Source organism: Micromonospora chalcea (genome assembly GCF_028768405.1).
GTDB classification, from domain to species: Bacteria; Actinomycetota; Actinomycetes; order Mycobacteriales; family Micromonosporaceae; genus Micromonospora; species Micromonospora chalcea.
Genome location: NZ_CP118233.1, coordinates 4440991 through 4456286, shown reverse-complemented (window position 1 = coordinate 4456286; position 15296 = coordinate 4440991). Strand labels below are relative to the sequence as shown.

Genomic DNA, 15296 nt, shown 5'->3' with positions numbered 1-15296 from the left:
CTTCGGAGCAGCAGAAGCGTCGATCGAGCAAAAATCGTTACATCTGTTGGTCGGCTGCCGTATCGCTCCGGGTTGGGAAGCCGCTACCGTGAGCGTCGATCCGGGAGTGGCGAGGCCGAGGTCTCCTCGACCACACCGCCCAGTGACGGACCCCCGGGGTACGGCAGGTGATCGGGCACCCGCCGTACCCCGGGCCCACCTCGGTCAGTAGGACTTGTCCTGGCCGAGGACGTGCTGGGCGACGAAGTTGAGGATCATCTCGCGGCTGACCGGGGCGATCCGGCCCGCGCGTACCGCGCCGAGCAGCGTCGACACGCCGTACTCGGTGGTCATGCCGGCCCCGCCGAGCGCCTGGACGGCGGTGTCGACGGCGAGCGCGGCGGCCTCACCGGCCGCGTACTTGGCCATGTTGCCGGAGATGCCCGCTTCCAGGTCGCGACCCGCGTCGTACAGCGTCGCCGCCTTGTAGATCATCAGACGGGCCAGCTCGACCTGGACCGCCGCGTGCGCGAGCGGGTGCGCCACGCCCTGGTGCGAGCCGATCGAGTTCCCGCCCCACACCTTGCGGGTGGCGGTGTAGTCGCTCGCCCTGTCGATCGCGTACCGACCGGTGCCGGCGCCCATCGCGGCCACCGTGATGCGCTCCGGGTTGAGCCCGGCGAACAGCGCCGGCAGCCCGGCGTCGAGCGACTCGCCGACGAGCGCGTCGGCGGGCAGCCGGACGTCGTCGAGGAAGAGCAGGAACTGGTTCTCCGGCGACAGGATCTCCATGTCCAGCTTGGACTTCTCCAGGCCCGGCGCGTCGGTCGGCACGATGAACAGCGCCGGCTTCAGCTTCCCGGTGGACGCGTCCTCGGTGCGAGCGACCACGAGGACGTGCCCGGCCTCGTCCACGCCGGAGATGTAGATCTTCCGGCCGCTGAGCAGCCAGTCGTCGCCGTCGCGGCGGGCCACTGTGGACAGCCGGTGGAAGTTCGAACCGGCGTCCGGCTCGGTGATCGCGAAGACGATCTTCTCGGAGCCGTCGGCGAGCCCGGGGAGGTGCTTCTTGCGCTGCTCCTCCGTGCCGTGCTTGCTGATGATCGTGGCGGCGATGGCGGGGGAGACCACCAGGAGCAGCAGCGGGCAGCCGGTCGCGGCCAGCTCCTCGCAGACGAGCGCCAGGTCGGTGATGCCGCCGCCCCCGCCGCCGTACTCGGTGGGGATGTTGACGCCCAGGTAGCCCAGCCGGCCGGCCTCGTGCCACAGCTCGGTGGTGTGCTCGCCGGCCTTGGCCTTCGACACGAAGTAGGAATGGCCGTACTTGCGTCCCAGCTCCCGTACCGCATCGCGGAGCTGGTCCTGTTCGGGGGTGAGGTCGAAGTTCACTGGGGGTCCTCCTCGGGGTCCACGACGGCCAGTACGGCACCCGTCTCGACCTGGCCGCCGGCGGGCACCGGCAGTTCCGTCACCACGCCGTCGGCGGGGGCGAGCACGGGATGTTCGAGCTTCATCGCTTCGAGCGTCAGCAGCAGGTCACCGGCGGCGACGCGCTGACCGACCTCGACGTGCACCCGGGTGACCGCCCCGGGCAGCGGCGCGAGCAGCGACCCGGCCGCCAGCTCCGCGGTGGGCAGGGGCAGGCGGGGCAGCTCGGTGAGGCTCGCCGCCCCGTCCGGGCCGTCCACGAAGACCGACGACCCCACCCGGTGTACGCGGAAGGCCCGCCGAACCCCGTCGACGTCGAGCACCACCCGGTCCGGGGCGGCTGTCACCAGCTCGACCACCGGCAGCTCGGTGTTAACAGGGGACCCTTCCTCTACCGGATCCGTTAAGAGGGGGCCCTTCCTTCCCCACTCGGCGAGGGCGCCGGTGCGGTCCAGGCGGTAGTGGACCTCGATCTCCTCGTCGCCCGGGCCGGTGAACCGGGTGACCTGCGGGAAGGACGGCACGTTGCGCCAACCCGACGGCAGCCCGGCCAGCACCGGGGCGGCGGCCCGGCGTGCGGCGGCAGCGGCCAGCGCGGCGGCCAGCGCCACCACCGGAAGCTGCTCGGCCGGCAGCAGCGGCTCGAACACCTCCGGGTGCCGGTCCAGGAAGCCGGTGTCGACGTCCACGGCGGCGAACTCCGGGCTGCGCAGCACGCGTACCAGCAGGTCCCGGTTGGTGGCCACGCCGTGCAGCTCGGCGCGGGCCAGCGCGCCGGCCAGGGCGCGGGCCGCCTCGGTGCGGGTGGGCGCCCAGGCGACGAGCTTCGCCAGCATCGAGTCGTAGTGCACGCTCACCGTCGAGCCGTCCACCACGCCCGAGTCCAGGCGCAGCCCCCGGGCCGGACCGAACTCGGCGGCGACCCCGGGGATCGCGAACCGGTGCAGCGTGCCGGTGGCCGGACGGAAGCCCTGAGCCGGGTCCTCGGCGCACAGCCGTACCTCGATGGCGTGGCCGTCGGCCGGCGGCGTGGTGGTGACCGGCAGCGGCTCGCCCTCGGCGACGAGCAGTTGCAGCCGTACCAGGTCCAGCCCGGTGGTCAGCTCGGTGACCGGGTGCTCCACCTGGAGGCGGGTGTTCATCTCCAGGAAGTGCACCTGCCCGTCCGGCGCGAGCAGGAACTCCACTGTTCCCGCGCCGACGTAGTCGACGGCCCGCCCGGCGGCCACCGCCGCCTCGTGCAGCGCCGCGCGCACGTCGTCGGGCAGCACGCCGGGCGCCTCCTCGACGATCTTCTGGTGGCGGCGCTGGATCGAGCAGTCGCGTACCCCGAGGGCCACGACGGTGCCGTGGGTGTCGCCGAAGATCTGCACCTCGACGTGGCGGCCGCGTTCCACGTACCGCTCGATGAAGACCGTGCCGTCGCCGAACGCCGCCGCCGCCTCGCGGCGCGCGCCCGCGACGGCCTCGGCCAGCCCGGCCGCGTCGTGGACGATCCGCATGCCCCGGCCGCCGCCACCGGCGGCGGCCTTGACCAGCACCGGGAAGGCGGTGACCTCGGCCGGGTCGGTCCAGGTGGGCAGCATCGGCACGCCCGCGTCGGCGAGCAGCGCCTTGGCCGCCATCTTGTCGCCCATCGCCGCGATCGCCTTCGCGGACGGCCCGACCCAGGTCAGACCCGCGTCGGTCACCGCCGCCGCGAACTCGGCGTTCTCGGCCAGGAAGCCGTAACCGGGGTGGACGGCGTCCGCGCCGGACCGGCGGGCCGCGTCGAGGATGGCGTCGACGCGCAGGTACGTCTCGGCCGGCGTGTTCCCCGGCAGCCGTACCGCCTGGTCGGCGTCGGCGACGAACGGCGCGTCGGCGTCCGCGTCGGAGTGCACGGCGACGGTGGCCACGCCGAGGGCGCGGCAGGTGGCGAAGACCCGGCGGGCGATCTCGCCCCGGTTCGCAACCAGAAGCTTCGTGATCAATTGAGTACGCCCCCTACATCCGGAAGACGCCGAAACCGTCGGCGCCCTTCACCGGTCCGTTGTGGATCGCCGACAGGCACAGCCCGAGGACGGTACGGGTGTCCCGGGGGTCGATCACCCCGTCGTCGTAGAGCCGCCCGGACAGGAACAGCGCGCCGGACTGCGACTCGATCTGCTGCTCGACCATCATCCGCATGGCGGCGTCGGTGTCCTCGTCGTACTCGCGGCCCCGGGCGGCGGCGGCCTGCCGGGCCACGATGGACAGCACCCCGGCGAGCTGCGCCGGGCCCATCACCGCCGACTTCGCGTTCGGCCAGGTGAACAGGAACCGCGGCTCGTACGCCCGGCCGCACATGCCGTAGTTGCCGGCGCCGTAGGAGGCGCCCAGGTTGACGGTCAGGTGCGGCACCTTCGAGTTCGACACCGCGTTGATCATCAGGGCGCCGTGCTTGATGATGCCGCGCTGCTCGTACTCGGTGCCGACCATGTAACCGGTGGTGTTCTGCAGGAAGACCAGCGGTGTGTCCGCCGCGTTGGCGAGCTGGATGAACTGCGCCGCCTTCTGCGCCTCCTCGCTGAACAGCACGCCCCGGGCGTTCGCCAGCACGCCGACCGGGTAGCCGTGCAGCTCACCCCAGCCGGTCACCAGCGCGGTGCCGTAGCCGGGCTTGAACTCGTCGAACGCGCTGTCGTCGAGTACCCGGGCCAGCACCTCGCGCGGGTCGAACGGCACCTTCAGGTCGGCGCTGGCGATGCCGAGCAGCTCATCCGGGTCGTACCGGGGTGGCAGCGGGTGCGGGTTGCGGGGCGGCGGGCCCTGCTTGCGCCAGTTGAGCCGGCGGACGCACTGCCGGGCCAGCCGGATCCCGTCGCGCTCGTCGGAGGCGAGGAAGTCGGCCAGGCCGGACGTGGTGGCGTGCATCGCCGCGCCGCCCAGCGACTCGTCGTCGGTGACCTCGCCGGTGGCCATCTTCACCAGCGGCGGCCCGGCGAGGTAGACCTGCGAGCGGTCCCGGATCATGATGGTGAAGTCCGACATGCCGGGCACGTACGCGCCACCGGCGGTGGCGTTGCCGAAGACCACGCTCACCGTCGGGATCCGCTGCGCCGACAGCCGGGTCAGGTCCCGGAACACCCGGCCGCCCGGAATGAAGATCTCCGCCTGGGTGGGCAGGTCCGCCCCGGCCGACTCGACCAGGTTCACCATCGGCAGCCGGTTCGCCGCCGCGATCTCACCAGCCCGCCGCGTCTTCGCCAGCGACCACGGGTTGATCGCGCCGCCGCGTACCGTCGGGTCGTTCGCCACGATCAGGCACTCGACGCCCTCGACCACGCCGATGCCGGTCACGGTGCTGGCGCCGACCGGGAAGTCGGTGCCGAACGCGGCCACCGACGACAGCTCCAGGAACGGGCTGTCCGGGTCGAGCAGCAGCTCGATCCGCTCCCGCGGGAGCAGCTTGCCGCGACCGTGATGGCGGGTCACGTACTTCTCGCCGCCACCGCCCCGGGCCTGGTCGAGCGCCGCCTCCAGTTCGGCGAGGCGTTCCAGCAGCGCCTCCCGGTTGGCGGTGAAGGCGGGCGCGGACGGGTCGATCGTGCTCTGCAGAACTGTCGTGCTCACAGGCCCATGCCCTTCGCGATGATCTCGTTCATGATCTCGGTGGCGCCGCCGCCGATGCCGAGCAGCCGGGCGTCGCGGTAGTGCCGCTCCACCTCGGCGTCACGCATGTAGCCGAAACCGCCGTGCAGTTGCAGCGCGGCGTCGACGACGAAGTCGCACGCGGACACCGCCACGTTCTTCGCGATCGCCACCTCGGTCACCACCGGCTGCCCGGCGGCGACCCGCTCGGCGACCTCGTGCACGTACGCCCGGGCCGCCTCGGTGCGGGAGTGCATCTCGGCCAGCCGGTGCCGCACCACCTGCCGCGAAACGAGCGGCCGGCCGAACGTCTGACGGTCCCGGCACCACCGCACCGTCAGGTCCACGCAGCGCTGCGCGGTCGCGTACGCCTGCGTGGCGAGCGACAGCCGCTCGGCGGCGAACTGCTGCATGATGGCGAGGAAGCCGGTGTCCTCCGGGCCGACCCGGTTGCGCACCGGCACCCGGACGTCGACGAAGGACAGTTCGGCCGTGTCGGAGCAGTGCCAGCCCAGCTTCTCCAGCCGCCGGCCCACTGTGAACCCCGGCGTGCCCTTGTCGATCACGAGCAGGCTGAGCGAGCCCGACCCGGGGAAGTCGGTGCAGACCGCAGTGGTGACGAAGTCGGCCCGGACCCCGCTGGTGATGTACGTCTTGGCGCCGTTGACCACGTAGTGGTCGCCGTCGCGTACCGCGCAGGTGCGGATGCCCGCCACGTCCGAGCCGCCGTCCGGCTCGGTGATCGCCAGCGCGCCGATCATCGTCCCGGCGAGCGCGGGACGGACGTACTTCTCGATCAGCGCCTCGTCCTGAGCCTGAACCATGTGCGGCAGCGCGATGCCGTGCGTGAACAGCGCGGCGATCAGCCCCGACGACCCGCCCGAGCGGATGATCTCCTCGGTGACCACCATCGAGTCGAGCAGGTCGCCGCCGCTGCCGCCGACCGACTCCGGGAAGCCGATGCCGAGCAGGCCGACCTTCGCGGCGGTCTCGTGCAGCGACCGGGGCAGTTCGCCGGCCCGCTCCCAGTCGGACAGGTGCGGCAGCACCTCCCGGACCACGAACGAGCGGGTCAGCTCGCGTAGCTGCCGGCGTTCCGGCGTGTCCACGATGGTCATGCCGCAACCTCCGTCGGAAGGTCGACCACTCGCGAGCGCAGCAGCTCGCCGAGCGCCTTGGCCTGGGGATCGAACCGGGTGGACGCGGCCACGCCCTGCCCGAGCAGCCCGCGGATCACGAAGTTGACGGCGCGCAGGTTCGGCAGCTCGTACCGCTCGACGGTGAGCGACGCCGTCTCCGGCAGCAGCTCGGCCAGCCGTTCCACGGTCAGCCAGTCGCGCAGCCACGGCCAGGTCGCGTCGGTACGCGCCCAGACGCCCAGGTTGGCGTCGCCGCCCTTGTCGCCCGAGCGCGCGCCGACCAGCTCACCGAGCGGCCCCCGCCGGGTGGCGTGCAAGGAAGGGCCCCCTGTTAACGCCTCGTGTTGTACAAGGGTCCCTTCCAAACCGCTCGTCACCGTCGGCGGCGGGATCGGCACCCGCTCGCCGGAGGGCAGCACCGCCACGTGCTCGACCGCGTCCTGCGCGATCGCGTCGGCGGTGAACACCCCGTACGGCGTCGCGTCACCGGGCAGCGTGGTGAGCGTGCAACCCGGATAGGAGGCCAGCGCCAGCTCCACCGCCGCCGCCGAGAACGCCCGCCCGGCCCGCGACTTGTCGCCGTCGCGCAGGTGTACGTGCAGCAGCGCGCTCGCCGCCTCGGTGTCGCCGGTGTCCGGGTGGTCGGTACGGGCCAGCGTGAACTCCAGCCCCTCCGTGCCGACCGACTCCTCGATCTGGGCGCGGACCAGTGCCGCCTTGGCCGGGATGTCCAGCCCGCACAGCACGAACGTCATCGAGTTGCGGAAGCCGCCCAGGTTGTTGACGCCCACCTTCAGCGTGTCCGGCGGCGGCGTGCCGCGGACCCCGGACACGCGTACCCGGTCCGGGCCCTCCTGCTCCAGCCGTACCGTGTCGAGCCGGGTCACCACGTCCGGCCCGAGGTAGTCCGGGCCGCCCACCTCGTACAGCAGCTGGGCGGTGACCGTCTCGACCGTCACCGCGCCGCCGGTGCCCGCGTGCTTGGTGAGCACCGACGAGCCGTCCGCGTGCAGCTCGGCGATCGGGAAACCGGGCCGGTGCCCGCCGTCCGGCAGTTCGGTGAAGAAGCTGAAGTTGCCGCCGGTGACCTGCGCGCCGCACTCGATCAGGTGCCCGGCCACCGTGGCCCCGGCCAGCGCGTCGAGGTCGTCGCGGGTCCACCCGAAGCGGGCGATGGCCGGGCCGACCGCCAGCGAGGCGTCGGTGACCCGACCGGTGACCACCACGTCCGCGCCCGCGTCCAGGCAGGCCGCGATCCCGAACGCGCCCAGGTACGCGTTGGCGGTCAGCGCGTCCGGCCGCTGGATCGCGTCGCCCTCGACGTACCCGACCCGCACCTGGAGGCCGAGCCGGTCGCCGAGCGACCGGATGGCGTCGGCCAGCCCCGCCGGGTTGAGGCCACCCGCGTTTGTGACCAGCGTGACGCCGCGCTCCAGCGCGGTGCCGAGCACGCCCTCCGCCTGGCGCAGGAACGTCTTCGCGTAGCCCAGCGACGGGTCGCGCATCCGGTCCCGGCCGAGGATGAGCATGGTCAGCTCGGCCAGGTAGTCACCGGTCAGCACGTCCAGCTCGCCGCCGTCGAGCATCTCCCGCCAGGCGGCGAAACGGTCGCCGTAGAAGCCCGACGCGTTCCCGATCCGCAGCACGCTCATGAGGGAACTCCGCTCGCCGGTTCCCGCTTGTCACCGGGCGGGCCGGCGAACGCCTGGGCCACGTCCAGCCACTCGTCGGCCACCGGCCCGGTGGCGGTCAGGGCCAGGTCGGCGCGGTGCCGGCGCTGCGTGACGAGCAGGCAGAAGTCGAGCGCCGGGCCGGTCACCCGGTCGGCCGCGTCGGCCGGCCCGAACTCCCACACGTCACCGCCCGCGGGCGCGGTCAGCTCCACCCGCACCGGCGCCGTGGGCACCGCACGGCCGTGGGCGGCGAAGCCGTGCCCGAGGGTACGGAAGCCGAGGTGCGCGATGTGGCGCAGGCGCTGCGTCGGGGTACGGCTGACGCCCAGCGCGTCTGCCACGTCCTCGCCGTGCGCCCACGTCTCCATCAGCCGGGCCGTCACCATCGAGGTGGGCGACATGCTGGTGCCGTACCAGGGGATCTTCTGCCCGGCCGGGACGGCGGTGAGCGCGCCGGCGAGCGCCGACCGGCCGGAACGCCAGCGGGCCAGCAGCGCAGGCGGGGGCGCGAGGAAGGACTCGGCGCCGTCCTCGACCAGGCGCGACGGGTCCGGCGCGGCCATCACCGAGGCGAAGAACGCGGACTCGTCGGTGGCCGCCAGGTAGGCGACGTGGTCGGTCCAGGACAGGTGTGCGATCTGGTGTGCGACGGTCCAGCCCGGGGCCGGTGTCGGCCGCTCCCATCCGTCCGGTGGCAGGTCCGCGACGAGCGCGTCGAGTTGTTCGGACTCGGCGGCCAGATCCGCGAGCAGGGCTGTCAGGTCGACCATTGTGCCTCCGGGCGGGGGTGGGTCAGGGGATCAGTGCCGCTCGCTCTCGGGGGTGAGCAGCGCGGCGAGCTGGCGTTTCCAGGTGTGCAGCAGGGCGGCGCGGCGGGGCGAGTCGTCGCTGAGCAGGTTGGCCACGCCGAGGCCGCGGAGCAGGTCGAGCGTGGCCTGCACCGACTCGCGTACGCCCGGCTTGCGCTCGTCCACGCCGAGCAGCTCGACGGTGAGCCGGTGCATCTCGCGGCCGATCCGCGCCTCCAGCGGCACCAGCGCGGCGCGCAGCTCGGCGTCGGTACGCGCGGCCACCCACAGCTCCAGCGCGGCCGCGAACAGCGGGCCGGTGAAGGAGGCGGCGAGCAGGTCGACCACGCCGTCGAGCCGCTGCGGGCCGACCGGCAGGGCCGCCGCCTCGGCGCGCAGCTCGGCCGCCCGGCGCTCGGTCAGGTGCGCGACGGCGGCGGTGACCAGCGCGGCCTTGGTGGGGTAGTGGTGCAGCTGGGCGCCCCGGGAGACCCCGGCGCGGGCCGCCACCACAGTCGTGGTGGTGCCGGACCAGCCGTGCTCCACCAGGCAGTCGACTGTCGCCTCCAGCAGCCGGGCCTGGGTGGCGCGGCTGCGCTCCTGCTGCGGAACTCGGCTCGGTGCGGTGGACACGCCATCAGCCTGCCGCCCCCAAAACAAACAGTCAAGCCTGACTTTTTTGAAAGGAGGGGGCCCTTGTTAACGCCTGCGGTAGCGGAAGGGCCCCTTGTTAACGCCTCAGCGGCCGTCGCCCGGAGCGAAGACGGTGAGCGCGTCGGCGTCGGAGTGGCGGGAGCGGACGTACTCGTCGGCCCAGGCCGCCGCGTCCGGAAAGGCGGACTCGGTGGCGATCCGGGCGCAGGCGGCGTCCACGTCCAAGCGCGTCCGGCGCAGTTGCACGCCCGGACCGAGCAGCGCCCACCAGGCGCCCGCGCCCCCGTACGGCATGCCGACGCTGCCCGGGTTCACCACCAGGCGGCGGTCGGCCAGCCGGGTGAACGGCATGTGCGTGTGCCCGCAGACCACGGTGCCGACCTCGGGCGGCAGGCCGGCGAAGACCTCGGCCCAGCGGTCCAGCCGCGAGTCGACGAGCACGACCTCCTCGTCGTCGCGCGGGGTGGCGTGGCAGAACAGCACGTCGCCCAGACCGGTGACCGGCAGCGTGACGGACGGCGGCAGCGCGGCCAGCCGGGCCACCTGGTCGTCGCGGAGCTGCCCCGCGGCCCAGTTCGAGACCTCGATCGGGGAAGCCGCCCCGGCGCGCGCCTGCGCCAGCTCCCGGTCGGCGTTCCCGCCGACCCAGCAGGCCCGGTCGCCGAGCGCGGCCAGCCGGTCCAGCACCTCGACCGGCTGCGGGCCGGCCGCCAGGTCACCGGTGAGGACGATCAGGTCGGCGGCGGCCACGTCCGGCTCGGCCAGCACCGCTTCCAGCGCGGGCAGCACACCGTGGATGTCGGACAGGACGGCGACGTGATCGGGCATCGCCCCAGCGTGGCGGCACCGGCCCGGCAGAACCAAGCGATTCTGCGGCGGGCAGAGACGGCTTGCTCAGAGGCGACCGGCCCGGCCTGCGCAGAAGGGCATCGGCCCGGCTCCGCGCGGTGGCGGGCCGGGCCGGGAAGCCGGTACGGAGGTCAGACCCGCGCGCGGCGGGCCAGGCGCTCCGGGTCGAGGATGATGATGCTCTTGCCGTCCAGTCGCAGCCAGCCGCGCGAGGCGAAGTCGGCGAGCGCCTTGTTGACGGTCTCCCGGGAGGCGCCGACGAGCTGGGCGATCTCCTCCTGGGTGAGGTCGTGCGTCACGCGCAGCACGCCGCCGTCGCGGGTGCCGAAGCGGCCGGCCATCTGGAGCAGGTTCTTGGCGACCCGGCCCGGCACGTCCGTGAAGATCAGGTCGGCGAGCGAGTCGTTGGTCCGGCGCAGCCGGCGGGCCAGCACCCGCAGCAGCTGCTCGGCGATCTCGGGCCGGTTGTTCAGCCACGGCCGCAGGGCCTGCTTGCGCAGGCGTACGAGCCGGGTGTCGGTGACCGCGGTGGCGGTCGCCGTACGCGGACCGGGGTCGAAGAGCGACAGCTCACCGACCATGTCCGACGGGCCCATCACGGCGATCAGGTTCTGCCGGCCGTCCGCCGCGCGGCGACCCACCTTGATCTTGCCGGACAGGAGGATGTAGAGACTGTCGCCGGGTTCGCCCTCGTTGAAGACGATTTCGCCCTTGCGGACCTCGATCGTCTCCATCTCCTTGGCGAGCGCCTCGGCAGCCTCCGGGTCGACACCCTGGAAGATCCCGCTGCGGGCCAGTACCTCGTCCATCGCGCACCTCCGCCTGCGCGTGCCGTCCGTCGGCCGGGTCCGCCGTCCGCTGATCCCTCGCGCGCCGCCAGTCTAGGCGCACATGAGTAGGAATCAGAGGTGCACCCCTGGAATCTTGATCGTTGGGCGTAACCCGCCCGACCCGGTGAGCAGCTAAGATCCCGCTTCCGGTCCGGGCCGGCGCCACCCGTTCCCTCCTGTGATCGTAGGGTGACCGGCGTGCTGTGTGAGCCGTTCCTGACCACCCGGTCCGAAGCCGGGTGGGACATCCCCCTGCTGGTCTGGCGGGCCGAGACGCCGCTGCTGGCGGTCGGCTCCGCTCCGCTGGGCGGCGGGATCGGCGTCCGCGGGTGGGTGCTGAACGCGACGGTGCCGATGTCGTACGACCGGGACGACCCCGCCGCGCACCTGGCCGAACTGGCGCACGGCCTCGGCCTGGGCGGACCCGGCGTCGGGCTGCTGACCGGCGTGGACGTGACCGAGGTGGTCAGCCACGCCGACGGCGGCGTCCGGGTCTGGGCGACCGTCGGCCTGGGCACGCCGGTCTGGGCCGCCGCGCCCGAGCCGGCGCGGCCCGCCGTGCCCGAGCCCGCGCAGCGCGTCGGCACGGTCAACATCGTCGCGTACGTGCCGCAGCGGCTCGGCGACGCGGCACTCGTCAACGCGGTGGCCACCGCCACCGAGGCGAAGGCGCAGGCGATCTGGGAACTCGGACTGCCCGCCACCGGCACCCCCACCGACGCGGTGACTGTGCTCTGCCCGGCCGACGGCGATCCGGCCCCGTACGGCGGGCCCCGGTCGGCCTGGGGCGCGCCACTGGCCCGGGCCGTGCACGCCGCCGTCCGCTCGGGCGGCGCCGGAACCGTGGTGCCCTGGTCCGACCGGCGGGCGGGCTGACGTGCGTCCCTCACATGCGACACGCCGGGTTTTCCGACCGATCGGCCCTCGTCGCGGCGTTCCGGGGACGGTAGCGTCGCCGACGATGTACGCTCCCGCCCGTTCTGTGCCCCGTGCCCGCCGCGCCGCCGTCGCCGCGCCGCGCCCAGCCCTCCCCGGACCTCGTCGAGGCGCGGTCCGGACCCGTCTGGCCGCGCTCGCCGCGCTCGCCGCCGTCCTGTTCGCCACCGGCTGCGCCGGTGACGCCGGCGGAACGGGCGGCGACGCGAGGTGGCAGGCCGGTCAGGGCGGCGGGTCGACCGGCGCGGCCGGACCCGCCACCGGTGACCAGCCCGCGGCGCCGAACGCCCCCGACGAGCCGTCGATCTCGCTCACCGCGACCGGCGACGTGATCATGGGCAACGCCCCGGACCGGCTGCCGCCCAACGGTGGCAAGGGCTTCTTCGACGACGTGAAGTCGGCGCTCAAGGGTGACCTGGTGATGGGCAACCTGGAGGAGCCGCTCACCGACGACACCGGCGCCGGCAAGTGCGGCCCGCAGCCGAAGAACTGCTACCAGTTCCGGGCGCCGCCCGGCTACGCCGCGCACCTGCGCTCGGCCGGGTTCCAGCTGCTCAACCAGGCCAACAACCACGGCTACGACTACGGCCGCCAGGGCTACGAGAACACCCAGTCGGCGCTGGAGGCGCACGGGCTCAAGCACACCGGCGCGCCCGGTGAGATCACCGTGGTGGACGTCAAGGGCGTCAAGGTCGCCGTGGTGGGCTTCTCGTCGTACCCCTGGTCCAACAGCCTGGTCGACCTGAACGCCGCCAAGCAGGTGATCGAGATGGCCAAGGAGGCGGCCCAGATCGTCGTGGTGCAGGTGCACATGGGCGCCGAGGGGTCGGACAAGACCCGGGTGAAGCCGGGCACCGAGATGTTCTTCGGCGAGAACCGTGGCGACCCGATCCGCTTCTCCCGCACCGTCATCGACGCCGGGGCCGACCTGGTCATCGGCCACGGTCCGCACGTGCTTCGCGGGATGGAGTTCTACAAGGGGCGGCTGATCGCGTACAGCCTGGGCAACTTCGCCGGCGGCGGGAAGTCGCTGAACAGCTCCGGGCGACTCGGCTGGGGCGGCGTGCTCAAGGTGTCGCTCACCGCCGAGGGGAAGTTCGTCGGCGGCACGTTCACCTCCACCGTGATGAACGGAGTGGGACGCCCGTCGGTCGACCGGCAGAACCGTGGCCTCGGGCTGGTCCGCGAGCTGAACGGGGCCGACTTCCCGGACACCGGCGCGAAGCTCGACGCGACCGGGAGGATCACCGCGCCCGCGGGTGGCTGAGCGCACGACCACCGCGCCGAGCCGCCGGAGCGTCGGCCCCGCGACGTAGGCTGGCCGACGTGACCACGCGCTCCCCCGAGACCGACCTCGGCCGTACGCGCCGCGCCCGGCGCATCGGCCGCGTGCTGACCGAGACGCACCCCGACGCGCACTGTGAACTCGACCACTCCAACGCGCTGGAGCTGGCAGTCGCGACGATCCTGTCCGCCCAGTGCACCGACAAGAAGGTCAACGAGGTCACGCCGAAGCTGTTCGCCCGCTACCGCACCGCGGCCGACTACGCCGGGGCGGACCGCGCGGAGCTGGAGGAGCTGATCCGGCCCACCGGGTTCTACCGCAACAAGACCAGCTCCCTGATCAACCTCGGGCGCGCGCTCTGCGAGCGGTACGACGGCGAGGTGCCCGGGCGGCTGGACGACCTGGTCACGCTGCCGGGGATCGGCCGCAAGACCGCCAACGTCATCCTCGGCAACGCCTTCGGCGTCCCCGGCATCACCGTCGACACGCACTTCCAGCGGCTGGTGCAGCGGTGGGCGCTCACCACCGAGACCGACCCGGTGAAGATCGAGCACGCGATCGGCGCGCTCTACCCGAAGCGCGACTGGACGATGCTGTCGCACCGGGTCATCTTCCACGGCCGCCGGGTCTGCCACGCCCGCAAGCCCGCCTGCGGCGCGTGCACGCTGGCGAAGCTGTGTCCCGCGTACGGCACCGGGCCGACCGAGCCGGCCGCCGCGGCCAAGCTGCTCAAGGGCCCCCGGGCCCGTGACCTGGCGGTGGCCGTCGGCCTCGACCCCGACCTGGTGCCGCAGCAGGCCGCCGCGGCGGACGTGCCGTGATGCGCCGTCTCGCGTACCTGCTCGTCCCGCTGCTGCTCGCGGTGGCGGGCTGCACCGCCACGGCCGACGAGCCGGAACGTCCCGCCCCCGCCGCGCGACCCGAGCGCCCCTCGCCGTTCGCCGACTGTGCTTCGCTGACTGTTGCGCCCGCCGCCGCGTCCCCGGCGCCCGCCGGGAAGGCCGGGGACCAGCTCCCCGACCTGACGCTCAACTGCTTCACCGGCGGCGCGCCGGTGAACCTGCGCGACGTCAAGGGCCCGGCGGTGATCAACGTGTGGGCGTCCTGGTGCCCGCCGTGCCGCAAGGAGCTGCCCGCGTTCCAGCGGCTCAGCGAGCGGGCCGACGGCCGGTTCCAGGTCATCGGCGTGAACAGCCGGGACAGCCGCGGCGGCGCGCAGTCCATCGGCGAGGACTACGGCGTCGGCTTCCCGATGCTGCTCGACCAGGGCGACGCGTTCCAGCGCGCGCTGGAACGCAACGCGTTCCCGCTCACAGTGCTCGTCGACGCCGACGGGCGGATCCGGCACACCGACGCCACCGGCGCGCTCGACGACGCCCGCCTCGCCGCGCTGCTCCAGCGCCACCTCGGGGTGAAGGTATGACCCGACGGCCGCCGGGGTGGTTCGACCCGCTGCTGGGCCGGCTCGGCACCGCGCGCGCGGAAGACTTCACCCGCATCGTCACGCCGGAGCGCGGCGGCCGGGAGAGCGCCGTGCTGGTGCTGCTCGGTGAGGAGCCCGGCGCCGGGCCGGACGTGCTGGTCCTCCAGCGCGCCGCGACGCTGCGCAACCACGCCGGTCAGCCGGCGTTTCCCGGCGGCGCCGCCGACCCGGAGGACGCCGACGCCCGCGCCACCGCGCTGCGCGAGGCGAACGAGGAGGTCGGGCTCGACCCCGGCAGCGTCACCGTGCTGGCCGAGCTGCCCCGGCTCTGGATCCCGGTCAGCGACTTCGTGGTCACGCCGGTGCTCGCCTGGTGGCACGACCCGCACCCGGTGCACCCGCGCGAGCCGGCCGAGGTCGCGCACGTGGCCCGGCTGCCGGTCACCGAGCTGGTCGACCCGGAGAACCGGATGCGGGTCCGTCATCCGAGCGGCTGGACCGGCCCGGCGTTCTCGGTGCGCGGCATGCTGGTCTGGGGCTTCACCGCCGGCGTGATCGACCGGTTGCTGGAGATGGGCGGCTGGTCCCGGCCCTGGCCGCGCTCACGGGTGGTGGAGCTGCCGCCGGTCGACGCCACACCCGCGCCGTCGGCGGGCACCGAACCGGCCGACGAGACACCCGTGCGTTGATCACCGGTACG

The 15296-nt window shown here is 73.5% G+C and carries 14 protein-coding genes; 5 read left to right on the top strand and 9 right to left on the bottom strand.

The window, feature by feature from the left end; genetic code table 11:
* Positions 1–204 precede the first annotated feature (204 nt).
* The 9 genes from PVK74_RS19700 to PVK74_RS19660 all read right to left on the bottom strand — a co-directional run bounded on the left by PVK74_RS19700 (position 205) and on the right by PVK74_RS19660 (position 10931).
* A complete protein-coding gene (locus tag PVK74_RS19700; RefSeq protein WP_043327864.1) occupies positions 205–1368 on the bottom strand; it encodes an acyl-CoA dehydrogenase family protein in 1164 nt (387 codons plus the stop codon).
* Positions 1365–3380 carry an ATP-binding protein gene (locus PVK74_RS19695; RefSeq protein ID WP_104114019.1) on the bottom strand — a complete coding sequence of 672 codons (2016 nt, stop codon included), beginning with the start codon at positions 3378–3380 and terminating at the stop codon, positions 1365–1367. Before PVK74_RS19695 ends, PVK74_RS19700 begins: the two co-directional genes overlap by 4 nt.
* Before the next feature lie 13 nt (positions 3381–3393).
* A complete protein-coding gene (locus tag PVK74_RS19690; protein ID WP_274476980.1) occupies positions 3394–5001 on the bottom strand; it encodes an acyl-CoA carboxylase subunit beta in 1608 nt (535 codons plus the stop codon).
* Positions 4998–6137 carry an acyl-CoA dehydrogenase family protein gene (locus PVK74_RS19685; RefSeq protein WP_043327867.1) on the bottom strand — a complete coding sequence of 380 codons (1140 nt, stop codon included), beginning with the start codon at positions 6135–6137 and terminating at the stop codon, positions 4998–5000. The genes PVK74_RS19690 and PVK74_RS19685 overlap by 4 nt, the downstream gene beginning before the upstream one ends.
* Complete coding sequence (locus tag PVK74_RS19680) at positions 6134–7810, bottom strand: acyclic terpene utilization AtuA family protein (protein ID WP_209963587.1); 1677 nt, start codon at positions 7808–7810, stop codon at positions 6134–6136. Before PVK74_RS19680 ends, PVK74_RS19685 begins: the two co-directional genes overlap by 4 nt.
* On the bottom strand, positions 7807–8601 hold the full coding sequence (locus PVK74_RS19675; protein WP_274476978.1) for a TIGR03084 family metal-binding protein: 795 nt from the start codon (positions 8599–8601) through the stop codon (positions 7807–7809). Before PVK74_RS19675 ends, PVK74_RS19680 begins: the two co-directional genes overlap by 4 nt.
* 30 nt (positions 8602–8631) lie before the next feature.
* The gene (locus tag PVK74_RS19670; RefSeq protein ID WP_043327870.1) at positions 8632–9252 is read right to left on the bottom strand and encodes a TetR/AcrR family transcriptional regulator; all 621 of its coding nucleotides are present in this window, start codon (positions 9250–9252) and stop codon (positions 8632–8634) included.
* Between the two features lie 105 nt (positions 9253–9357).
* Positions 9358–10101 (bottom strand): metallophosphoesterase family protein, encoded by a 744-nt coding sequence (locus tag PVK74_RS19665; protein WP_274476977.1) that lies wholly within the window; start codon positions 10099–10101, stop codon positions 9358–9360.
* 152 nt (positions 10102–10253) lie between these two features.
* On the bottom strand, positions 10254–10931 hold the full coding sequence (locus PVK74_RS19660) for a Crp/Fnr family transcriptional regulator (RefSeq protein WP_007466162.1): 678 nt from the start codon (positions 10929–10931) through the stop codon (positions 10254–10256).
* 219 nt (positions 10932–11150) lie between these two features.
* On the opposite strand from PVK74_RS19660, the gene PVK74_RS19655 reads away from it, so the two are divergent.
* From PVK74_RS19655 to PVK74_RS19635, 5 genes are all read left to right on the top strand, one after another.
* Positions 11151–11828, top strand: coding sequence for an adenosylcobinamide amidohydrolase (locus tag PVK74_RS19655; protein ID WP_113973638.1), 678 nt, complete (start codon positions 11151–11153; stop codon positions 11826–11828).
* A 187-nt stretch (positions 11829–12015) separates the two neighbouring features.
* On the top strand, positions 12016–13155 hold the full coding sequence (locus PVK74_RS19650; protein ID WP_274479292.1) for a CapA family protein: 1140 nt from the start codon (positions 12016–12018) through the stop codon (positions 13153–13155).
* A 59-nt stretch (positions 13156–13214) separates the two neighbouring features.
* The gene (nth, locus tag PVK74_RS19645) at positions 13215–13994 is read left to right on the top strand and encodes an endonuclease III (RefSeq protein WP_064446796.1); all 780 of its coding nucleotides are present in this window, start codon (positions 13215–13217) and stop codon (positions 13992–13994) included.
* Complete coding sequence (locus PVK74_RS19640; protein WP_274476975.1) at positions 13991–14596, top strand: TlpA family protein disulfide reductase; 606 nt, start codon at positions 13991–13993, stop codon at positions 14594–14596. Before nth ends, PVK74_RS19640 begins: the two co-directional genes overlap by 4 nt.
* The gene (locus tag PVK74_RS19635) at positions 14593–15285 is read left to right on the top strand and encodes an NUDIX hydrolase (protein WP_043327875.1); all 693 of its coding nucleotides are present in this window, start codon (positions 14593–14595) and stop codon (positions 15283–15285) included. Before PVK74_RS19640 ends, PVK74_RS19635 begins: the two co-directional genes overlap by 4 nt.
* Positions 15286–15296 lie beyond the last annotated feature (11 nt).